General features: G+C 50.3%; 14 protein-coding genes and 1 pseudogene. All 15 read left to right on the top strand.

Annotation, left to right across the window (positions count from 1 at the left end; genetic code table 11):
- The 15 genes and pseudogenes from tssC (Q8O77_RS01585) to Q8O77_RS01515 all read left to right on the top strand — a co-directional run bounded on the left by tssC (Q8O77_RS01585) (position 1) and on the right by Q8O77_RS01515 (position 20948).
- The gene (gene tssC / locus Q8O77_RS01585; RefSeq protein ID WP_173500704.1) at positions 1 to 1494 is read left to right on the top strand and encodes a type VI secretion system contractile sheath large subunit; all 1494 of its coding nucleotides are present in this window, start codon (positions 1 to 3) and stop codon (positions 1492 to 1494) included.
- A gap of 84 nt (positions 1495 to 1578) precedes the next feature.
- Positions 1579 to 3138, top strand: coding sequence for a type VI secretion system contractile sheath large subunit (tssC, locus tag Q8O77_RS01580; protein ID WP_305551012.1), 1560 nt, complete (start codon positions 1579 to 1581; stop codon positions 3136 to 3138).
- A 2-nt stretch (positions 3139 to 3140) separates the two neighbouring features.
- The gene (locus Q8O77_RS01575; RefSeq protein WP_305551010.1) at positions 3141 to 3941 is read left to right on the top strand and encodes a type VI secretion system accessory protein TagJ; all 801 of its coding nucleotides are present in this window, start codon (positions 3141 to 3143) and stop codon (positions 3939 to 3941) included.
- A gap of 18 nt (positions 3942 to 3959) precedes the next feature.
- Positions 3960 to 4451, top strand: coding sequence for a type VI secretion system baseplate subunit TssE (gene tssE, locus Q8O77_RS01570; RefSeq protein ID WP_305551009.1), 492 nt, complete (start codon positions 3960 to 3962; stop codon positions 4449 to 4451).
- Entirely contained in the window at positions 4448 to 6280 is a 1833-nt protein-coding gene (gene tssF, locus Q8O77_RS01565; protein WP_305551007.1) for a type VI secretion system baseplate subunit TssF, read from the top strand. The genes tssE and tssF overlap by 4 nt, the downstream gene beginning before the upstream one ends.
- Positions 6277 to 7281 carry a type VI secretion system baseplate subunit TssG gene (gene tssG, locus Q8O77_RS01560; protein ID WP_305551005.1) on the top strand — a complete coding sequence of 335 codons (1005 nt, stop codon included), beginning with the start codon at positions 6277 to 6279 and terminating at the stop codon, positions 7279 to 7281. Before tssF ends, tssG begins: the two co-directional genes overlap by 4 nt.
- Positions 7282 to 7301: 20 nt before the next feature.
- A complete protein-coding gene (tssH, locus tag Q8O77_RS01555) occupies positions 7302 to 9899 on the top strand; it encodes a type VI secretion system ATPase TssH (protein WP_305551003.1) in 2598 nt (865 codons plus the stop codon).
- Between the two features lie 290 nt (positions 9900 to 10189).
- A complete protein-coding gene (locus tag Q8O77_RS01550; protein ID WP_305551001.1) occupies positions 10190 to 10669 on the top strand; it encodes a type VI secretion system tube protein Hcp in 480 nt (159 codons plus the stop codon).
- Between the two features lie 95 nt (positions 10670 to 10764).
- Positions 10765 to 12579 (top strand): type VI secretion system tip protein TssI/VgrG, encoded by a 1815-nt coding sequence (gene tssI, locus Q8O77_RS01545; RefSeq protein ID WP_305551000.1) that lies wholly within the window; start codon positions 10765 to 10767, stop codon positions 12577 to 12579.
- Between the two features lie 39 nt (positions 12580 to 12618).
- Positions 12619 to 12912, top strand: a complete 294-nt coding sequence (locus Q8O77_RS01540) for a PAAR domain-containing protein (protein WP_173500713.1) — start codon at positions 12619 to 12621, stop codon at positions 12910 to 12912.
- A gap of 5 nt (positions 12913 to 12917) precedes the next feature.
- Positions 12918 to 13967, top strand: coding sequence for a hypothetical protein (locus tag Q8O77_RS01535; protein ID WP_305550999.1), 1050 nt, complete (start codon positions 12918 to 12920; stop codon positions 13965 to 13967).
- A complete protein-coding gene (locus tag Q8O77_RS01530) occupies positions 13964 to 14941 on the top strand; it encodes a hypothetical protein (protein WP_305550997.1) in 978 nt (325 codons plus the stop codon). The genes Q8O77_RS01535 and Q8O77_RS01530 overlap by 4 nt, the downstream gene beginning before the upstream one ends.
- A 5-nt stretch (positions 14942 to 14946) precedes the next feature.
- On the top strand, positions 14947 to 19362 hold the full coding sequence (locus Q8O77_RS01525) for an RHS repeat-associated core domain-containing protein (RefSeq protein WP_305550996.1): 4416 nt from the start codon (positions 14947 to 14949) through the stop codon (positions 19360 to 19362).
- 6 nt (positions 19363 to 19368) lie between these two features.
- Positions 19369 to 19815, top strand: coding sequence for a DUF6386 family protein (locus tag Q8O77_RS01520; RefSeq protein ID WP_305550995.1), 447 nt, complete (start codon positions 19369 to 19371; stop codon positions 19813 to 19815).
- Positions 19816 to 20112: 297 nt separating this feature from the next.
- Positions 20113 to 20948 (top strand): annotated as a pseudogene (locus tag Q8O77_RS01515) (transposase).
- The last annotated feature ends 28 nt before the right edge of the window (positions 20949 to 20976 follow it).

Below are 20976 nucleotides of genomic sequence, written 5' to 3'. Positions count from 1 at the left end.
ATGAGTACGGAAGCTTTAGTAGAACAGCATGATAATGCTCAGGCGTCGGCCTCGTCTTTACTGGAACAGGCTATCGGCGCGACCAAACAAACCGATGCCTCCCGTGCAGAAGAGTTATTGCGCACCCTGACAGAAGAAGCCTTAAGCGGTACTGTCAGCTGGAACAAGAACTTAACGGTCACTTTTAATGAAGCAATTAACCGGCTGGATACGCTGATTTCAGATCAGTTAGCCGCCATTATGCATACGCCGGCGTTTCAAAAGCTGGAAGGCAGCTGGCGCGGTTTGAACCATTTGGTAATGAACTCAGAAACCAGCGCTTCGCTGAAAATCCGCATGATCAGCATGAGCAAGAAAGAGCTGTATAAAGATTTGAGCAAAGCGGTGGAGTTTGACCAGAGCCAAACCTTTAAGAAGGTATATGAATCTGAGTTTGGTACCCCTGGTGGTGAACCTTACGGTGCTATTATCGGTGATTACGAGTTTACTAATCATCCGGAAGATATCGAAACGCTGACTTATATGTCGAATGTTTCTGCTGCCGGTTTTTGCCCGTTTCTGTCTGCAGCTTCGCCGGCATTGTTCGGTTTTGATGAATGGACAGAGCTGTCTAAGCCGCGCGATCTGGAAAAAATCTTTGAATCTTTGGAATACACCAAGTGGCGCTCGTTCCGCGACAGCGACGACTCGCGTTTTGTTACCTTAACGATGCCGCGCGTATTGGCACGGTTACCCTATGGTAGCGCGACTTGTCCGATTGAAGAGTTTGGCTTTGAAGAGTTTGAACTTGACGGGCAAAAAGGCGTGGCAAAAACCACTGAGCATTCTGAATATTGCTGGATGAATGCCGCTTACGTAATGGGCGCTAAACTGACTAATGCTTTTGCACAGTACGGCTTCTGTACGGCTATCCGCGGCGCAGAAGGCGGCGGTAAAGTAGAAGGTTTACCCAGCCATATCTTTATGAGTGATGATGGTGACCCGGATCTGAAGTGTCCTACCGAGATTGGTATTACCGACCGGCGCGAAGCTGAGTTAGGTAAAATGGGCTTTTTGCCGTTATGTCACTATAAAAACACCGACTATGCGGTATTTTTCGGCGCGCAAACTGCGCAAAAACCGAAAAAATATGACACTCCGGAAGCTACTGCGAATGCTGCCATTTCAGCACGCTTGCCTTACTTAATGGCAACTTCACGCTTTGCCCATTACTTAAAAGTATTGGCCCGTGACAAAATCGGCAGCTTTATGGAAGCAGAAGATGTAGAGGTGTGGTTAAACCGCTGGATCTTAAGTTATGTCAACGCCTCAGAAGGCAGTGGCCAGGAAGTACGCGCGCGTTATCCACTGGCTGACGCTAAAGTTCAGGTTCGCGAAATCCCGGGCCGTCCTGGCTCTTACAATGCAGTAGCGTGGTTACGGCCATGGTTGCAACTGGAAGAACTGTCTACTTCGCTGCGTTTGGTAGCAAAAATCCCTGAAATGGGTGGTTAATTGCGCTATGTCGCCGGTTGGGATTATCCCCCTCAGCCGGCGGCATGGCAGCATTAACCAACGCAGTTAGTGGAAGAGAATGTCATGGCAGACGCAGTAAAATTTGTCTCACAGGATGTGTTTGAACAAGCCGCTGTTAACGGGGCCCAGGCTGATGGTTTTAATCAGCCTGCTTATACCCGGCTGGAGCGCAGCGGCGTGTTGGCGCGTTTTTTACGTGAGAGTGATCCGCTGGCTGCCATTTTGTATTGGCTAGAGCATGTTGCCGGTAGCAAAGTACGCAGCAGCAACGTGGTCTGCGCCATGCTATGTCGTGCTATTGCCGATATAGATCGGCTGATTAACCTGCAATTAAATGACATTTTGCACCATACATTATTTCAGCAACTCGAAGCCAGTTGGCGTGGTGTGTTGTACCTGACAGAGCAAACCGAGCGGCACGATCGTGGCCAAAAAGTTAAGGTTAAGCTGTTGTCATTATCCTGGCCGGAGCTGAGTAAAGATATCAGCCGCGCTATCGACTTCGATCAAAGTGATTTTTTTAAACTGATTTACGACAACGAATTTGATATGCCGGGCGGTGAGCCCTTCGGTGTACTGATCGGAGATTATCAAATCAGCCATAAGATCCGTCCGGGTCAGCTGCACCATGATTTAGATACTTTAAAAGAAGTGGCACGCACCGCGGCGGCGGCCTTTGCGCCTTTTATATGCGCCGCACATCCGTCGCTGTTTGGCGTGGACCATTTCTCTGAGCTGGGTTTGGTGTCGGATATCGGCAGCCAGTTTAAGCAACCGGAATATGTAAAATGGCGCGCTTTGCGGGCCATGGAAGATGCCCGCTTTTTAGGCGTGGTGTTGCCGCAGGTGTTGATGCGCAGTCCCTATAAAGATGATGGCTCGCGCACCGAAAGCTTTGTGTTTCGTGAAGCGCTGGCAAGGCCGGAGCGTGACTATTTATGGGGTAATGCCGCCTATGCTTTTGCTGCCGTGCTGGTGCGGGCTTACAGTGATTCGGGCTGGTTTGCGCAAATTCGCGGCATGAAAGCCGGTCAGCATAATTTTGGCCTGGTCAGTAATTTGCCGGTCAGCCGCTATGAGACCGAGAAATACCAGGCCAGCAATAAACCCTCGGTTAACCTGTTGGTTGGCCACAGATTTGAATCAGAGCTTTCCGATAACGGTTTTATTCCGTTGTCGGTAGTGCCGTACAGTGACTACTTTGCTTTTTACAACAATGCGTCGGTACAACAAGCAAAAGTGTATGACGATAAATTGTCCAGTGTAAACGCCAGACTGTCGGCGATGCTGCAATACATTTTGTGCGTGGCACGCTTTGCTCATTACATCAAAGTTATCGGCCGCGATAAGGTTGGCGGTTATCACTCGGCCGAGCAATGCGAGCAAGAGTTACAGCGCTGGCTGCACAACTACACCACCGCATCAACCGACGCCTCCAATGATGTGCGGGCACGGCATCCGCTGCGTGAAGCGCGTATTCAGGTGCGGGAAAAACGCGGTGAACCCGGTCGTTATTATTCAATTATTCAGCTGCAACCACATTTTCAGTTAGATCAAATGATTACCACTGTAAAGCTGGTTGCTGAACTGTCACCTAAACAAGCAGCTACTGCGAGAGGTTAAACGTGAAATCATTACAGGCATTAATAAAACAAGGCGAACTGATTGCAGCCACAGAGCGTGCTGTACAGTTATTGCGCGATGACCCGGCCAATGCAGATGTGCGCGCCGCCTATATTGAATTGCTGTGTATTCAGGGCGCGTTGGAAAAGGCCGATCAACAGCTGGATATGATGGTGCGCCAGCATCCGGATTATCTGGTTGGTGCGGTTAATCTGCGCCAATTGATCCGTGCGGCTTCTGCCAGGCAGGACTTTTATCAGGGCGGCGTAACGGCGACGTTATTCGGCCAGGCCGATGCCATGTTTGAAGCGCAGTTGTCGCTGCGGCTGGCGTTAAAAGAGCAGGATACCGCTGCAGCCGTTAAGGCCGCTGCCGTGTTAGAGAGTTTACGTGGTGAGAATGCGGTTGAAATCAATGGTGAGGTTTGTAACGACATCCGCGATTTGGATGATAGCCTGGCCGGTTATCTTGAGCTATTTGGTACCGACGGTCACTACTATCTGGCCAAGTTCAGCGAGATTGACAGCCTGAGCCTGAAAAAGCCGGAGTCACTGCTTGATACCGTGTGGCGCCGTGCTGAAATCGTGATTAAAGACGGCCCCCAGGGCGAAGTATTTGTGCCGATGACCTATGTCGATAGCGTCCGTATTTCCGAGCGGATGGGCCGTGATACCGATTGGCAGCAACATGATGAACAGCTGGTCACCGGCGTCGGACAAAAAATGTTGCTGGCCGGCGAGCATGCACTGACGTTGTCTGAGCTTAAGTCGCTGCGCCCGGCAGACGTTGCTGTAACACACTGATAATTCGGAGTGGCGGCGGTGAAATTGCAGCAAAAACAAGCTTTGCAACAGTCTTTACTGGACCGGTTAATCGACGATAACCCGGGGCAAAAAGACAGTGGCCGCAGCCGTCGTAGCTTCGATTTAAAAGCATTGCGTCAAAGTGTACGACGTGATTTAGAAAATTTGCTTAACAGCCGCGTGCAGTGGCACACCTGGCCGGACAGTTACACCGAGTTGCCGCAGAGTTTGTTGAATTACGGCCTGCCGGATTTTTCGGTGATGGTGGTCGATTCCGACGAAGGGCGGCAACAGTTATGCCGGGCGGTAGAGCAAACCATACGCCGCTTTGAGCCGCGCTTTGTTGATGTAGAAGTTACAGTGCCGGAACAGGAGCATGATATGGAGCGGGTGCTACGGCTGCGTATCCAGGCCTTGCTGTACGCAGACCCGGAGCCGGAACATATTATGTTTGATTCAGAAGTGGAGCCGGTACATTTGGGATTGACCATCAGAGATTATCAGGCATGAATGACGAGTTATTGAAGTATTACAATCGTGAACTGACTTATATCCGTCGGATGGGCGCGGAGTTTGCCGAACAATACCCGAAAATCGCCGGCCGGCTGCGGATCAGTGAAGAAAATGTCGAAGATCCACATGTGTCCCGGCTGATCGAAGGTTTTGCGTTGTTAACCGCGCAGATCCGGCAAAAGCTGGACGACAGCTTCCCCGAGCTGACCGACGCCTTGCTGGGGCAGCTGTATCCGGATTATCAGGCACCGATCCCGTCAACTTCAGTGTTAAAACTGACCAGTCAGAATCTGTCTAACTCCGGTATTACCATAAAGCGCGGCACTGAGTTTGAAACACGCACCGATGGTTTAAAACCCTGTACTTTTCAGGCCTGCTACGACACCGATATTCTGCCGTTGGAAGTGGTCGCGGCTGAGTTTAAAAATGCGCCTTTTCATGCGCCTAAACCACCGGTGCAGCAAAGTGCCAAAGCGTTGTTAAAGCTAGATTTGGCCTGCGAATTTGAAAAAACCGCGATGCATGAACTGGATGTGGGTAAGTTGCGTTTTTATCTCAACGGCCAGCGTCATCATGTGTACCGCTTGTATGAGTTGTTGCTGAGCAAATTGATTGCGGTAGGGATAGCGCCTGCCGGTAAGCCGGAAGCGATCCGGTTTTTGCCGGCCAACCAGTTACAGGCGATAGGTTTTGCTGACGAGCATCAGGTAGTGCCCTACAGCCAGCGCAGCTTTGCCGGTTACCGTTTGTTAATTGAGCAGTTTTTATGTCCGGAAAAGTTTTTATTTGTCGAATTGCAGCAACTCGACCCGGCTTGGCCACAGATAGCAGATAAATTTCAGCTGTATTTTTATCTGGCCGAAGGCGCCGATGAGCTGGAGCGGCATATCACCGCCGACAGCTTGCTGCTGGGCTGCACACCGGTAATTAATTTATTCAGCCAGAAGCTGGAGCCGGTGAATCTGGACGCCTCGCAATATGAATACCGGCTGGTGCCACGCTACCTGGATGCGGACGTCTGCGAAGTGATCCGTATTGAGCAGGTACAGGCGTTTGATCCTTTCGGTAACGAAGTGACACTCAATCCGTATTACAGCCAGGGCCACCCGGACTACCTGCAACAACAGGATATGTTTTGGCACAGCCGGCGTGAATTTGCCGATTGGGCCGGCGGTTATTCTGAAACCGGCACCGAAATGTATTTGTCGGTGGTAGACCGTAAGTTTCAGGGCGTAAATGCCGGCGATACGCCTAAAGACTGGGTTATCCAGGTGCAGGCGCTGTGTAGTAACCGCAACTTACCGGCGTACCTGCCGTTTGGTGGCGGAGAGCCGCGTTTTAATATCAGCAAGCATGCCGATGTGATTAAAGAAGTGCGTTGCCTGTTAGCGCCAACAGCCAGTGTGCGTCCGGCCTTACAGGAAGCCAGCCGTTGGCAGCTGGTAAATCATTTAACACTGAATCATTTTACCGGCGATGATGCGCTGATCCGGTTAAAAGAAACCCTGCAGCTATACGATTTTCGCTGCACGCCGGAGTCCAAAGCCTTAATTGATGGCATCTGTAGCTTAAAGATCACTTCCGGCAGCGCCAGAGTAAGTAATCAGGGCCGCGTTGCGGTATGCAGCGGCAGCGAAATTTTGCTGGAGTTTACCCAGTCATCTTATGCCGGCAGCGGCATTTACTTCTTTGCCAATATTCTCGATGTGTTCTTTGCCCAATACGCCACCGTAAACAGCTATACGCGGTTAACGGTAAAGTTAAAAGATCATGAGCAATTGTATCACCGCTGGCCGGCGCGCTCCGGTACTAAGGTGCTGCTGTGAAGCTGGAACTCCTAAAACAAAACCCGTCAGAGTTTGATTTTTATCAGGCGGTCTATTCGCTGGAACGCCAGTTTGGTAGTGAGCATAAACGCTGGCAAGGGGTAGGCCGTGATGGTTTTCCGAAAAAAGAGTTAGTTCGCTTTAAAAGTGTGCAACATCTGGGATTCCCGGGCCAGCCGGTAACACGGGTAGAGAGCCGCGACGCACAGATGGACAATGCGCAGCACGATGCTGTGGCAATGCATGTCAGCTTTCTCGGCTTAACCGGGCCCAGCGGCGTGATGCCACAGCACTACACGGAAATGGTGCTGCAACGCCTGAAGCAGCGCGACAAAACCATGCGCGATTTTTTCGATCTGTTTAATCACCGTCTGATTTCATTGTATTACCGCGCCTGGGAAAAATACCGCTTCGCCTGCCAGTACGAAATTTCAGCGCCGGAGCAAGACAGTTTCAGCACGGTGCTAAAAACCCTGTCCGGTGCGCGCCAAGCGTTAAGTTTGTATTACGCCGGCGCTTTTAGTCAGCATAACCGCAGCGCACAGCAACTGACACAAATTCTTACTGAGCTGCTGAAAACCAAAGTGGAGCTACAGCCTTTGCAGGGCCGTTGGCTAACCTTGGGCAAAGACGAACAAAGCCGGCTGGCGATGCGGTTATTGCCGCAGGGGCAACTTGCCGGGCTGGGCATGTCGGCGATGCTGGGCAGCAGGGTGTGGGATATCAGCTCGGCAATTGAACTGGTGATCACGGTGCCCGCCGGGCGCGGCGCTCAGTTGCTGCCCGGTAGCTATCAGCATGCGTTGATCAGTACGGTACTGGCAGATTTTCTGCCGGCAGCACTTAGAGTGCGCATCACGCTGGTTGGCCAACATCAGGACTTTCCCGCCGCACAGTTAGGTAAACGCCGGCTTAGCCTTGGCCAAAGCGGCAGCCTGGCGGTCAGAACAGCAATACAACATCAGCTTACCCGGCTCAGTTATCAATTGGCCCGGCCTTAGTTCATGCATAGGAAGCATATATGTCTACTACAACGTTAAAAAGTCTGGTTGAAAAACTAAACCCGGCCAGCCGTCAATCTCTGGAAGCGGCCACGGCGCGCTGCCAATCACGCAGCCACTACACTGTTGAAATTGAGCATTGGCTGGATGCCATGTTGGAGCAGGCCGACGGGGATATGCAGTTGTTGCTGCGCAGCTTTGCCATTTCCGGCGATACAGTAAAGCAACAGTTGCAACAAGCACTGGAGCAGATGAAAACCGGTAACAATGCCTTACCCGGTATTTCTGTACAGCTGATTAATTTGCTGCGTACCAGTTGGTTAAGTACCACTATTGAATTTGCGGATCAGCAAATCCGTTCTGCGTATGTTATCTATACCTTGCTCAAAGACGACAGCATGGCGGCATTGCTAAGCCGGCGCGTACCCGCGCTGGATAAGATAGATACGGCAGAGTTACTACGCGTATGGCCACAGCTGGCTCAGCAAAGCGCCGAGCAACAGGGCAGTGTGGCGGCGACAGCCAAAACAGCCGGCGGTAAAACACCGTCGCTGGATCAGTTCACCACGGATCTGACTGCTCAGGCGCGGTTGGGAAAGATTGATCCCATTGTTGGCCGGGATGATGAAATTCGCCAGATGATCGATATTTTGACGCGCCGCCGGCAGAACAACCCGATCCTGACCGGTGAAGCCGGTGTGGGTAAAACGGCGGTAGTAGAAGGCCTGGCACTGAAAATTGTCGCCGGCGAAGTACCGGACAAATTGAAAAATATCAGCTTACGGGTGCTGGATCTTGCGCTGTTACAAGCCGGTGCCGGTATGAAAGGCGAGTTTGAAAACCGCTTGAAAAACGTTATTAAAGAAGTAAACAACAGTGCCACACCGGTGATCCTGTTTATTGACGAAGCCCATACCATGATCGGCAGCGGTGGTCAGGCTGGCCAAAACGATGCCGCTAACTTGCTGAAACCGGCTCTGGCGCGCGGCGAGCTGCGTACTATAGCGGCAACAACCTGGGCAGAGTACAAAAAGTACTTTGAAAAAGATGCGGCGTTAGCGCGGCGTTTTCAGGTGGTGAAAGTGGAAGAGCCGAGCCCGGAGTTGGCGGTGGTTATGATGCGTGGTTTGTTGCCGGTGATGGAGCAGCACCATGGTGTATCTATCACCGAGCTTGCGCTACGTGCGGCCGTGAATTTGTCGCACCGTTATATTAATGGTCGTCAGCTGCCGGATAAGGCTGTGGGCTTGCTCGATACAGCTTGTGCCCGTGTTGCCATGAGCCAGGACGCTGTGCCGGGCCCGGTAGAAGATCAGCAGCGCAAGGTAGCGCAGCTACAGCAGGAAATGGATATTTTGCAGCGCGAGCAGCGTCTTGGTGTTAACCATCACGAAGTGTTACAAGCTTTGCAGCAAAAACACATTCAGGCCACGCAGTTGCTGGATACCTTGCAACAGCAATGGCAACAGCAAAAGGCATTGGTGGCAGAAGCCCGCGAGTTGGCGCAGCAATTGACGGCGGAAGAACAAGTAGCCGATTCTCCGCTGCTGGCACGTTTACAGCAAATAAAAGCAGATTTTTCCGCCATCACTGAGCCTATGGTGCACTGGCAGGTAAGCGAAGAGCTGGTAGCTGAGGTCATCTCAGATTGGACCGGTATTCCACTGGGTAAAATGCAAGCCGATGAAATTAACACGGTACTGGCATTAAATACCTTCTTACAGCAACGGGTTATTGGCCAGGACCATGCACTGGAGCTGATTGCCCGCACTGTGCAAACCTCGCGCGCGCAACTGGCCGATGAGAGCAAGCCTAACGGTATCTTCCTGTTAACCGGCCCCAGCGGGGTAGGTAAAACCGAAACTGCATTAGCGCTGGCAGAGCAGGTATACGGCAGTGAAGAGCAACTGACTATTATTAATATGTCAGAGTTTAAAGAAGAGCATAAAGTATCATTGTTGTTGGGCTCGCCTCCGGGCTACGTTGGTTACGGCGAAGGTGGCGTGTTAACTGAAGCTGTGCGGCGCAAACCTTACAGCGTGATTTTGCTTGATGAAATGGAAAAAGCTCACCCTGGCGTGCAGGATATTTTCTATCAGGTATTTGATAAAGGTACTATTAAAGATGGTGAAGGTCGTGATATCGATTTCAAAAACACCATCATTATCATGACGTCAAACGTCGGTACTGACACCACAATGCGCTTGTTTGAAGACCCGGAAACGGCACCCTCTACTGCTGGCCTGGCAAAAGCCCTGAAAGATGATTTGTTAGCAGTATTTAAACCGGCCTTTCTTGGCAGGTTAAACCTGATCCCCTATTTACCACTGGATAACGACAAGTTGGCCATCATCACCGGCTTGCAACTGGGCCGGATTGAAAAGCGTTTGAGTCGCAATTACCGCGCCGGTTTCAGTTACAGCCCTCAGGTAACAGAGCTGATTGTAAGCCAATGTCTTGATGCCGGCTCGGGTGCACGAACTATCCACAATATTTTGCAAAACCAGCTGTTGCCCGAACTTTCGGTGCGTATTCTACAGCGTGTCGCACAACAATTGCCGGTGAGCGCTATTGCCTTAGATGCACAGGATGGCGCTTTCAGTTATGACGTGCAGTGATGAATTTTTAGCCAGCTGGATAAAGTAAGTGCTTGGCAAGAAAGAAAAGTTAAAAATTAGCGAATTAAATAGTTAATAATGTGTTGTCAATGTTTTGTTTGGCGATATAATTTGTAAAGTTTAAAAACTAACTGAGTGTTTATGTTTATATAGTAAGTCAGCATTAAATATATTGCTTTTATTATGTATGCATGGTGGTTTTTAACGTTTTGTCCTGGTTAACTAGTGACCCGGGCTAACCTTGATGTCCAATATCGGGCACCTGTTTAAATATGCAAAAGGAGCATAGCATGCAAGCAAATACCTACCTGAAATACGGCGCGATCAAAGGCGAAACGACCGCTGAAGAGTTCAAGGACATGATCACTGTGTTATCAATGGACTGGGGCACTCAGCGTGAACTGAGCTCATTCACTGGTACCGCCATGGACCGTGAAGCCAGCGCAACCCGTTTAAACGATATCGTTATCACTAAACTGCAGGACAAAGCGTCTCCGGATCTGTTCAAAGAAGCCACTATCGGTAAAGGTCAGAAAGCGGTATTCCACATCACCAAGCAAGGCGATAAAGTGGAAGAGATCATGAAAATCGAATTAACTGATGCGATGATCAGCAGCTATCAGATGTCTGTATCGGGCGATCGTCCGGTAGAAACTATCGTTATCAGCTATACCGAGCTGATGATGACTGTTACACCAACAGATGACAAAAACAACGTTACTGCACCGTTGGTATACGGCTACAGCGGCGTTAAAGGTTCTAAGCTGTAAGCTAAACCGGCTAACTGGTGTGGCCTGCCACACCAGTTTTCTTTTTTATTACTTTTTTACCGATCATCTTACCAGTAATCAGTTGAGGCGAATGGATGCAACAGGCAACCCAGGACAATAACAGCATCAAAATCGACACGCCGCTTGGCAAAGATGCGTTGATTTTAACCCGGTTTGTATTCAGGGAAGGGCTGTCACAGCTGTTCAGCGTAAACGCTGAAGTTTATGGCAATGGCCGCGAAATAAAACCCTCTGAGCTGATCGGTAAAGAAGTAACTATCACGCTGGAACTCGGCGGCAAAAAACAGCGCTATATTCATGCTGTGGTCGCCGATGTTACTGCATTGGGTGCCAGGGTCAGCAAAGAAGCTGCAGAAGCAGAGTACCGTGACTACAGCTTACAGCTGGTCGCAGCCGCCTGGTACATGCAGCACAAAGTTAACAGCCGTATTTTCCGCAAAAAAAATGTGTTGAAAATAGTTGAACAAATTGCCGGTGAGCATGGTGTTAAAATTGATGTCGCGGCAAAAGTGCAGGGCAGCTACCCCGACTATGACTTTAAAGTGCAGTACGAAGAAAACGATCTGGATTTTGTTCAGCGACTGCTACAGCAAGAAGGCATTTTCTATTACTTCGAACACAGCAAAGGCGCACACAAACTGATACTGGCTGATAAAGCTACCGCGTATGAGCCTTGCACTGAAGCTAAGGTTAAGTTTAACAGCGGCAGCCTGGCCGAAGCACATATTCATCATTGGCAAAAAGCGCTGGTAATGGCGCCCGGCAAGTATGTACAACGTGGCTTTGATTTAAAAAAGCCCACTGCGTTACCTACAGGCGAAGCTAATAAAGGCCAGTTAGTCAGCGGCCATGCTGATTACGAAGTGTTTCACTATGATGCTGAGTCTGAATTTCACCCGCGCAGTAAACATATTGCCGATATCCGGCTTGAAGCCTTACAACGTGATATTGACAGACGCCAGGGCTCCGGTAACTGCAGAAGCTTCAGTATTGGTAAAACCTTTACCCTAACCGAGCATGAAGATACAGCCGAGGCCGGCAAGCAATATGTATTAACGGAAGTTGTGTTAACTGCTGCTATTGCCAGTCAAACCGGAGCGGCGAAAACTGCGCAGCAGCAAATCAGCAATACCTTTTACTGCGTGCCTAAAGACGTTGCTTACCGGCCGCATCTTAGCGTGGCCAAACCACTGATTAATGGCGTACAAAGCGCCACGGTAACCTGCAAAGGCGGCGAAGAAATTTCGGTCGATGAACTGGGCCGTGTCACCGTAAAGTTTCACTGGGATCGCAGCGACGTTAAAGATCACGAGAGCTCTTGTCCAATCCGGGTAAGCCAGAACTGGGCCGGTAAAAACTGGGGGGCGTTTTTCTTTCCGCGACGTGACCAGGAGGTGCTGGTTGAATTTTTAAACGGCGATCCGGATCAGCCGATAATTATCGGTGCGGTGTACAACTCTGATCATATGCCGCCATACAGTTTACCGGATGAAAAAACGCAAAGTGGTATTAAAACCCGCTCCAGCAAAGGCGGCGCTGCGGCAAACTTTAATGAATTGCGTTTTGAAGATAAGAAAGGCGAAGAGCTGCTGTATCTGCATGCCGAGAAAGATTTTGAGCTGCAGGTTGAGAACAACCAGACCGATATGGTGGGCAATGACCGCCTGACTACAGTTAAAGGCAATGATACCGAAACAGTGAATAAAGACCGGAAAAACACTGTTGACGGTAATGACAGCCTGAAGGTGGGCAAGAAACTGGTGATTGATGCCGGTGATGCTATCACCATTAAAACCGGTGCAGCGTCGATATCAATGAAGAGCGATGGCTCGATTGACATTAAAGGCGTTAACATCACCATTAAAGGCAGCAAAGTCAGTATTAACTAAGCGCTGTAAGTTCGCTTCAGGCAGACAGGACAAGTCAAAATGGCAAAACCCGCAGCGGTAATAGGTTGTATGCACGTTTGCCCTAAGGTTGACCCGGGACCAAAGCCCCATGTTGGCGGGCCGGTAATACAGGGCTCGCCCAATGTAGCGATTTGTGGCATTCCGGCAGCACGTAAAGGCGATAAGTTGGTGTGTATCGGCCCACCGGATACCATAAGCGGTGGTTCTGCCACTGTATTCATTAATGGCAAAAATGCTGCCAGATTGGGTGACGATACGGCTCATGGCGGCAAAATAGTTGTTGGTGTACCTACAGTATTTATTGGTGGTTAAACGTTATGTTGTTGGTTGAGAATGTACAGCAACAATTGCAGCTGTTGCTGCAGCAGCGGCAAACATTAACGCAGAATCGCTATACTGGCTTCACGCAGTTGCGCCAGCATGATAACCGGCTGGCCGATTGTGTACAGCTTGCTGCCGATTGCGGTAGCGACAACAACACGCCGGATTGGCTGCTCTGGTTACTGGACGCTGATCATTCTGCAAGCCTCACGTTAACTCAGTTAGCCGGTTTTACGCGGCCATCCGAAGTCTGGTTATTGTTACATGAGCTGAAAAGCCGGCGCAGCCCGTTGCAAAAGCAAATCGTGGCAACGCAGTTGCAACAAATCAATGATGACAATGCCGGTTTGAACTGGGCGTTAGCAACACGATTGCAATTAACGCTGAACCCGTTTACTACGCCAACAGCCGGAACAGCTGAAGCCCTGTGGTATCTGCTTTACAGTGCACAAACGGCATTATTGCCGGCATTAACGGGCTATGTAAAGCAACTGCCGCCGCACAGCCCGTTGTTGCCAATGTGTCATTTGGTGGCCTATTTGTTTGGTGATAAAACAGATGAAAGCGCGCTGGTAGCGGCATTGGCAGCGGTGGGGCAGCTTACAGAGCCGGCTTTAATGCTACTGCTGGCAGGGGCCTCAGACACTGTACAAAGCCGTATTGTTAATCAGCTGAGCAATGACAGTAACACCGCGCATCAGGCCATAGCGGCCATGGGTTACAGTGGCCAGTTAAAGTTTGTGCCGTTATTGCTTGAGCTGGCACAGGCAGAAGACAGCCGTGAGGCGGCGACAGGCAGCCTGACAATATTGCTGGGCATCGCTGAAGCTGACAGCCTGCTATCTGCAGCCTCAGCGACAGCCGATTTTCATTTGGCGCAGGGGCATGCACGCCAACTAAGCGGTGGCCATATTAACAGCGTGCAGCTTGATAATGTGTGGTTAAGCGGGAATCAGCAGCAGCGTCAACTGGTGGCGTGTTATCGTAGCCTCGCCACGGCCGGCACGCCGTTGTTAAACGCCAATGCATTGAGCTGTCGCTTATGACTGTTGCACTGCCGGTGGGGCTACAAATCGCCAAGGTTGCCATGACGTTGGGAGCGGCTCCCACAACTCTGCAGGCAATGGCACTGGATGTAGTTGCGCCGGCTCCGGCACTGATGAACTGGCAAGACAGCACCATTGAGGTTGCTTTTGTCAGGCCCTTCGCTGCGCAGGAGAGCCGCAATGAACGTCTGTTGGCATTGTTGCAACATTTGCTGGAACAGCCCGGCAGCCCGCAACAAAACGAAACCGTATATCTGCTGTTACCGGAGTACGCCGGTACCGATAACAACGAGCTGAATACATTATTGCAGATGATTATGCGGCGTTTTCCGCAGCTGCTGCAATCGGCAGACTGCCGGGTGTTTCCTTATGGCAGTGCCGGTGCACTGATGGCATTGGCCGCTGCGGCCAGCCAATTACAGCAGGGCACGCAAACGGCGGTTTGGTTGTTGGCGGTCGATAGTTTAGCCAGCGCAGCAATATTGTCGCATTATGCCGCGTCAGACAGCTGTAACGGTGTGCCGTCTGAAGGCGCTATGGCATTGTGTTTAACGGCAGGAGCAGATGGCAGCAGGTTGGTTTTCAGCGCCAGTGATGCTTCACCTGCGGCAACGATGGCGGATGACCCGGCCATGGCAGCATTATTTATGCAGGTTACCACTAAGGTAGCACAGCCTTTGCAGCAGTTGTATTTGCCCGACAGTGGGGATGATGATGCCAGTGCACGTTGGCTTGGGCAATATCATCACTTACATGGTGCAGTAACAGAGGCAACCGGTTTTGTCTTTCCGTCCTACAGCAGCGGAGAGCTGGGTACCTGCGGCGGTTTATACCGGCTGTGGCATTTAATGCAGGCACAGCAAAAAGGCCGCCTTGGCGGTTTAACTTTACAGTGTGAACTGTCTACCCGCTTATACCGTGCTGTTGCGGTATTAAGCCCGGCGACAGCGTTATCTGACAACAAGGAAGTGTAAGCAGGATGGCCAGCTTAGAAATTAAAAACACCTTTGGTACTGTGGTGTGTTTCAGCCAAACCGCGGCAGAGGCCAAGGGGACGGTGCAAACTTTTGTCTCTGCTGTGCAGGCGGAAGAGTTTTTGCGTAGCAATTTTCCGGCGTTTAATAGTTCTTTCGGCAATTTAGCTCAAGTGCACGCCTTGCATAGTGGTAAAACTCAGCATAGCAATGCAAAGTCAGCCAAAGATCAGGTATACCGGGCCCTGGCGGAAGCTATAGCAAAAGGGGAACTGCTGCTAAGCATGAAGCAAGCCAGGCAGGTTGAGGTGGTTAGCGCTGGCAGCGCCAGCCAGGCAGCGCGTTCTGACACTAAAGCCGCCAAACGGGGGGGGGGAAGCGAGCAGCCGGCGACAGATGAAATCCAGACGGCTGCCGCCAATAATAGTGCCGGTAGCAATGGCGCTGACAAAATAGTACCGCCTAACAGCGATGTAGCCTTTGAAGGCGACCCGGTGGCAATGTGCAGTGGTGAAGAGGTGCTGGAATTAACCGATTTCAGTTTGCCCGGGCCCTTGCCGTTGCAATTCAAGCGCACTTACCGCTCCGGTCAAAGCCATGAAAATATTGGCTTCGGCTTTGGTTGGCGCAGTAATTTCCATTTGCAGATTGTCGCTGAGCAAAACGCCGAAGGTGTGCTGCAGTTAGTGCTGCACAATGAAGAGGGCCGGCGGTTAAACTTCAGCCCGGTTGCCAGCGGCCACACCAGTTATCAACTGAGCGAAAGCCTGGCGCTGCGTCACGAAGAAAACGGCAGTCAGGTGCTGCTGCGACCGGACAATACTCATTGGGTGTTTGTACCGGTAAAGGTAGATGCTAAACAGCCGCAGCGCTGGGCGCTACATCAGATTTTTGACAGCCTGGGTAACTATCTGCAGCTGTATTACGACCGTTTCAGCCGGCTTAGCCGCATTGATTACACCCGTAAGCGCGGCATAGAGCTGCACTACAACGCCGCCGGTTTACTCAGCCGGATTGATGCAGTGGAGCAAACCACAGACGGCCTTAAAGCGCTTGACGTGATATTGGCGCAATATCAATACGATGATCAACGCGATCTGACCGCGGCAACAAACCACGCCGGCCAGACAGAGCATTACGCTTATCAGGGCCATTTGTTGACACAGCGCCAGCGTGCCAGCGGTTTTAAACATTATTTCAGTTGGCAAGGCGAGGGGCCTGCAGCCCGCTGCAGCCGAAACTGGGGTGATGACGGCTATTACGATTACAAGTTTGACTACGATGACAGCCAGCGCTTGGCTATCAGCACCGACAGCCGCGGCCAGCGCTGGCAGTATTTTCACAACGAGCGTAACCAGCTGATTAAAAAAGTGGCGCCGGATGGCGCCACCTGGCTCTACAGCTGGAACGCGCAGGGTAAAAAAAGTGCAGAAACGGCACCTGACGGAAGTGTAGCCCGCTATTACTTTAATGATGTAGGGCAGCTGATCACGGTTGAGCAGGCAGACGGAGCCATCAGCCACTTTCAATACAATGAACTGGGCCAACGCACCGGCTTTACTGACGCCGAAGGCCATCACTGGCTGCGCGAGTATAGTGCTGGCGGTTTATTAAAAAGCGAGACCCGGCCTGATGGCAGCATCAGCCGTTATCAGTACAACCAGGATGGCCAGCTTACTCAGTTACAGCATGCGGATGGGCGCACAGAGCACTACTTATGGAATGATGAAGGCCAGTTGCTCGCCCGTAAGCAAGGGGAAGCAGTAAGCCGTTTCAGCTACGATAAACTGGGCCGCTTAAATGGCGTGGTAGACGCAGCCGGTTTGGTAACAGAATACCAGCGCGACAGCAGCGGTAATATTACCTCGCAGCGCAGTTATGCCAGCGGCGAGCCGGAGCAGGCTGTAACGGAGCAATTCAGTTATGACGCAGCCGGGCGTTTAACCGGCCGGCAGAATGCGCTGGCGCAGCGTACACAGTGGCAGTATGAAGGCTTAAGCCAGCCGGTTAAGCAATTACAGGCCGATGGCAGCGCGCTGAATTATCAGTATGATAAAGAGCGTAATCTTACCGCTATTATGCGCAGCGACGGCGCCCGTTATCAGCTGGATTACGACGGCCAGGAGCGACCGGTAAAGTTGCAGGGTTTTGATGGCCGCGTACAGCAGTACCAGTATGATATTAACGGCAAGGTTAGCGCGCTCAGCGATGGCAGCAAACGTCAGCTGCGGTTAAAACGCGACAGCCGTGGCCGCATTATTGAACAAACAGCACTGTTTGGTCAGCAACTGGCCAGCAACCATTTTCACTATGACAAATTGGGCCGGCCACTGCGCGCCAGCAATGCGCAGCGTAAATTGCGCTTTAGTTATCATGCCAATGGCCAACTGAGTGAGCAGTGGCAGGATGACTGGCGTACCTTACATCATTATGATGCTGCCGGCCGGCGCCAATGCACTGTGTTGCCTGATGGCAGTACACTGGATTATCGTTACAACGACCAGGGCTTGCTATCGCAGTTAGCTTTAAACCAGCAGCCGCTACTGTGGCGCAGCTTCGATGCTGCCGGGCGTGAAACCGCGCGCGAATACAGCAGTGGTTTACAGCTTAAGCAGCAGTTTGATGCCTTTAATCGTTTAACCGCTCAGCAGTGGCAGCATAATACCGACGACAGTACTGCACAGCAGCAACGACAGTATCATTACAGTGGCTTGCATCAGTTATTAAAAGTAACGGATAACCAAAAAGGCGACACTGAGTATCAGTACAACAACCTTGATCAACTGATCAGCAAAAGCCACAGCAGCGACAACGGCCAAAGCGAGCAACTGCAGTGGGACAGCTTTGGCAACCCGGCCGGCGACGCGGTGGAGGTAAAGCAAGACCGTCTGCTGCGCTATCATGATAATCAGTATCAATATGATGACAGCGGCAATCAGTTCAGCGCGACAGCACCGGGCAAACGCCAGCAACGCGAGTTTAACGGCTTTAACCAGTTAACGGCATTAAGTTGTGGCAAGGCAAACAGCGGCAATAGTGTAACGCGTTACGAATATGACGCCTTTGGCCGGCGCAGCGCGAAGATAACCGGTGATGGCCGTACCGACTTTTTATGGGATGGCAACAGCCTTATTGGTGAATACTGCCAGGGCGAGTTCAGCTGGTATATCTATGAGCCAAACAGCAACAAACCGCTGGCACTGGTTAAACAAGGCCGGGTGTATTTTTACCAGTTCGACCAACTGGGCACACCGCTTAGCTTAACCGACAGCGAAAACAATATCGTCTGGCAGGCGCATTACAGTGTGTTTGGCAAAGCCACGGTGACGGTTAATAAAATAGACAACCCAATCCGTTTCCAGGGCCAGTATTTTGACAATGAAAGCGGGTTACACTACAACCATTTCAGGTACTATGACCCACAAACCGGCCGCTTTATCAGCCAGGATCCGATAGGGCTGCTCGGTGGTATAAACCACTACCAATACGCGCCGAATCATATTAACTGGATAGATCCGCTGGGGTTGTGTGCTAAAGAAGAAGGTTCAGTTGGTTTATTAGATGGTATCGTTGGAACAGCAGACCTGGTCGTTACAGGGCTGGTCAATACCGGCGTAGATATCGTGGCCGGTGGTGCAGGTTTAGTCACTTTGGCGATATCCGGCGGCAATGTTGATGCAGCTGCTCATACCATCGAAAGTGTGCAAGAGAAGCAGATAGGGCTGTTGTCACAAGCCGGCGAAAAAGTAGCAGGTGTAGTTGCCCCGGCTGTAGATAAATACTACGAGCAAAATATGGCCGCGCTGGGTGATGCGACCTTGGAAGCCACCGGCTCTCCTATGCTTGCTACAGCTGCACATAAGTCAGTAGAATTAGTCGGCACCGTGCTGGGGGCGGGTGTTGTCGGGAAATCGCTTAAAAATGGTGCTAAGGTTGATGGGGTTGGAGTACGATCTGAAGTTCCAAACAAAGTTGATGATGTTGGTTCGACTTTGCAAGGAGCGGTGATTAAGCCTAAAGAGCCAAAAATATTAAGTGATTCAAGTCTTAGTGTTGATGAATTGAAGTTTTTACAGCGTGAGTTTTTAATCAAGAAACGAGCGATTGAGAGAGCTGCAAATCGAGGCGAGCTTGTTTGGTCGCCTAATACAGCTGATACGCGAATTTCGAGTCTACAACAAGCATATCGAGACGCTGTAAAAGAACGCTATATACGCAGATTTGGGGTTGAACCTGATCTTAGTAAGCTAAACGCTGATCACCCAGTAGATTTGGTAATAGGTGGCAGTGCTACCCAGAGATTAAAGCTTCTTAATGAATCGATTAATAAGAGTGTCGGTTCTTCTCTACTTCAGGCAGGCCGAAAAGCGAACCTTAATCCTGGTGATGTAATTAAATACGTTGAGTTTCAAAAGAGATGATGAACGATGGATATTTTTAATTTCAAGTTTGTGACTGATACGTCAACATTATGTGTTTTTGATTTGGAATGCTTAAAGCACCGGTTAGACGATGATGTGGATTGGTGGTCTATACCTAATGAAGAACTTTCAGAAGTAAATAACGGAAATGTAGCCTTTTTTGGCTTAGGTGGTGATGGTGAATTTATTGTTAAATTGGTAGATAACATAGGTAACCCCAAGGTCAGGACAAATTTAAAGATTACATCTGGAAAGGTTTTTGTCGGAGCTGGTGAGGAAGTAACAGCGGATGAGCTTGAACCGGAGTGTGTTAGGGGGGGGGCTTTCATTGATTTGAAAGCTGGAAGCTACGTTTTATCAGCGAAATGCGAAAATGGAGTTATAGAATTAGCATTTGAACCAGGCACAAAAGAGGAAAATGATTTTAAGGATGTTTTGCGTTTGGTTGAGTAGTTCCAAACACGACGGACGACGTATCGCGGCTAAACATCTCCGACAATATTAGGAATAAAAATATTGGAGATGAAATCCCTTGGCCAGAATTAAAGCCGAAAGATGCAACTTGGAACCCTCTTCCAATAGATGGGGTGAGAAAAGTTGTTCGTGTTGCGGATGGCATCCAGTTAGAAATGGTTCCTACTAGTGGTTTGAGAAAAAGATTTCAGGCTTTAGGGCCAAGTCTGGCCTTTTTCCTTTTCTGTATGGTGCCCTAAAGTTTAGTGATACAAAATGCCAGACGGAATGAATAATATGGCAAGGCCATTAAGACTGGAATTTGCAGGCACGCTTTACCATGTCACCAGCAGAGGCAATGAACGCAAAGCCATCTATTTTGACGATACCGATTTTAAGCTGTTTTTGGCTCTGCTTGGCAAGGTATGTGAGCAGTGTAACTGGGTGGTTCATGCGTATTGCCTGATGACCAACCATTACCATTTGCTGGTGGAAACACCGGATGCCAATCTGGCAAGGGTATGCGCCAACTTAACGGTAATTTTACCCAGGCGATTAACAGAAAACATAAACGGGTAGGGCATTTATTTCAAGGTAGATATAAAGCCATCCTGGTAGATAAGGATGCCTATTTACTGGAGTTAAGTCGTTATATTGTGCTAAACCCTATCCGGGCAAATATGGTGCAGTCGGTTGATAACTGGCCATGGAGCAACTGGCATTCGGAAATGGGGCTAACCGCTTCACCATCCTAGCTGGCGACAGATATTTTACTGGGAATGTTTGCCAAAAACCGTAAAACAGCCAGAGAAAAATATGCAGCTTTCGTGCAGCAGGGTAAAGGCGTGCCCGTTTGGGATAGGCTCAGCAACCAGATATTTTTGGGTAAAGATGACTTCGTGTAAACCCATTTAGCGCTGCTAAACGAACATGATGAGTTATCCGACATTCCTAAAAAGCAGAGGCGCGGAGCTACCCAATCACTCGCAGAATATGAGCAGGCAGCTGACACGCGCAATCAGGCTATCATTGCAGCATATCGCTCTGGCGGTTATACCCTTAAAGAGATTGGCAGTCATTTTGGCTTGCATTACTCGCGGGTGAGCAGGCTGATGGCAAAAGGCAAGACCTGACCCTATAACTCATTGCTATAACTCAGTT

The sequence above is a fragment of the Rheinheimera sp. genome (assembly GCF_030690345.1).
Classification (GTDB): domain Bacteria; phylum Pseudomonadota; class Gammaproteobacteria; order Enterobacterales; family Alteromonadaceae; genus Alishewanella.
This window is presented reverse-complemented; position numbering and strand designations above follow the sequence as displayed.

Coding starts and splice junctions, on each gene's coding strand:
- tssC (WP_173500704.1), top strand. CDS start 1: ATGAGTACGGAAGCTTTAGTAGAACAGCATGATAATGCTCAGGCGTCG.
- tssC (WP_305551012.1), top strand. CDS start 1,579: ATGGCAGACGCAGTAAAATTTGTCTCACAGGATGTGTTTGAACAAGCC.
- tssF (WP_305551007.1), top strand. CDS start 4,448: ATGAATGACGAGTTATTGAAGTATTACAATCGTGAACTGACTTATATC.
- tssH (WP_305551003.1), top strand. CDS start 7,302: ATGTCTACTACAACGTTAAAAAGTCTGGTTGAAAAACTAAACCCGGCC.
- Q8O77_RS01550 (WP_305551001.1), top strand. CDS start 10,190: ATGCAAGCAAATACCTACCTGAAATACGGCGCGATCAAAGGCGAAACG.
- tssI (WP_305551000.1), top strand. CDS start 10,765: ATGCAACAGGCAACCCAGGACAATAACAGCATCAAAATCGACACGCCG.
- Q8O77_RS01540 (WP_173500713.1), top strand. CDS start 12,619: ATGGCAAAACCCGCAGCGGTAATAGGTTGTATGCACGTTTGCCCTAAG.
- Q8O77_RS01535 (WP_305550999.1), top strand. CDS start 12,918: ATGTTGTTGGTTGAGAATGTACAGCAACAATTGCAGCTGTTGCTGCAG.
- Q8O77_RS01530 (WP_305550997.1), top strand. CDS start 13,964: ATGACTGTTGCACTGCCGGTGGGGCTACAAATCGCCAAGGTTGCCATG.
- Q8O77_RS01525 (WP_305550996.1), top strand. CDS start 14,947: ATGGCCAGCTTAGAAATTAAAAACACCTTTGGTACTGTGGTGTGTTTC.
- Q8O77_RS01520 (WP_305550995.1), top strand. CDS start 19,369: ATGGATATTTTTAATTTCAAGTTTGTGACTGATACGTCAACATTATGT.